Here is a 1,243-nt window from a genome sequence, read left to right on the forward strand (position 1 = left end):
CCCCGCAAGGGGACGGAAACCTGAGCTACGCGAGGCGAGAGGAGAGAGAAAGGAAAGTTGATCCCTGCCTTCTTCGAGACATCCTTGAGAACTGAGACTGGCGGATTCTAGGGTGGATCCCTAGCGCAGGAAACGGGCCAGCAGCACCAGTCCGATGCCGCCGAACAAGATGTTGAAGCTCCAGGCTGCCGCCCAAGGGGGAAGGGCTCCCACTTCTCCCAAGCTGCGAGACACGCTCAGAACCACGTAGTAGGCAAACACCAACAGGATCCCGAAGACGACGCCCCCGTAGCGTCCCACCCGCCGCGCGGTGGTGGATCCCAGGGGGAGCGAAATCAGCACGGCAAAAAAGCTGGCCAAGGGCAGGGAGAAGCGCATGTGGAACTCGGTGCGCAGAGCCTGAGTATTGAGATTGGAGCGGGCCAGGCGAGAAATCCGCTCTGCCAGCTCCGGCAAGCTCAACTCGCTGGGGGGAACCGGCGGCTGCATCAGGGCAGCCAGATCCTGAGAAACTTGCAACGGCTTGCGATGAAACGTTTGCTCGGCAATGCTGAGGCCGGTGGGGCCGTAAAGGTGGGTCGCTCCTTCGCTCAGGCTCCACTCCAGTCCATTCCACACTGCCTGAGCGGCCAAGGTCACTTCCGCCAACTGGTATTTGCCCCCCGGCAAGGGATCCACCCGCAAAATCGTAACATCTTGCATCGTATTTAACCGGGGATCCACTTGGCGGATGAAGAACCAGAGGTTGTCTTCGGTTTTGAAAAAGACATCGTATTGCACCGGGGTGGTGGCCTGGGCCAGCAAAGCTTGCTGATCGATCTGGCGGATTTGCTGTTTGCTGGCCGGCAGCAGCACGTTGCTGATGAAAAAAGCGCTCAAGCTCATGGCCAACCCCACCAGCAGCAGGGGCCGGAAAATCCGGCTAAACGGGATCCCGGCTGCCCGCATAGCGGTGATCTCACTGTTGCCGCTCAGCTTGCCCAAGGTGAGCATGGTGGCAAAGAAGGCGGCAATGGGCATGCCCAGCACCACCATCTCCGGCAGATCCAAAACCAAAAGACGCAACACCGTTAGAGGCGGGACGGATCCCTCGACCAGCCGCTCGGCCAGGGTAAACAGTCGGCCCACCAGCAGCAGCAGGGTTCCCCCGGCAATACCGGCCAGCACCGGGGTGAGCATCTCCCCAAACAGATAGCGCTCCAGCAGCCAGAACTTGGTGAGCAACCGTGCCATGTTTGAGAAT

At 60.1% G+C, this 1,243-nt stretch carries 1 protein-coding gene; it reads right to left on the minus strand.

Annotated elements, in window-relative coordinates; all coding sequences use genetic code 11:
- Window positions 1-120: 120 nt before the first annotated feature.
- A partial coding sequence (locus NW819_RS12920; RefSeq protein WP_414413989.1) for an LptF/LptG family permease occupies window positions 121-1,243 on the minus strand: 1,123 nt, incomplete at its 5' end.

The sequence above is a fragment of the Synechococcus sp. R8-2 genome (assembly GCF_047461715.1).
Lineage (GTDB): Bacteria > Cyanobacteriota > Cyanobacteriia > Thermostichales > Thermostichaceae > Thermostichus.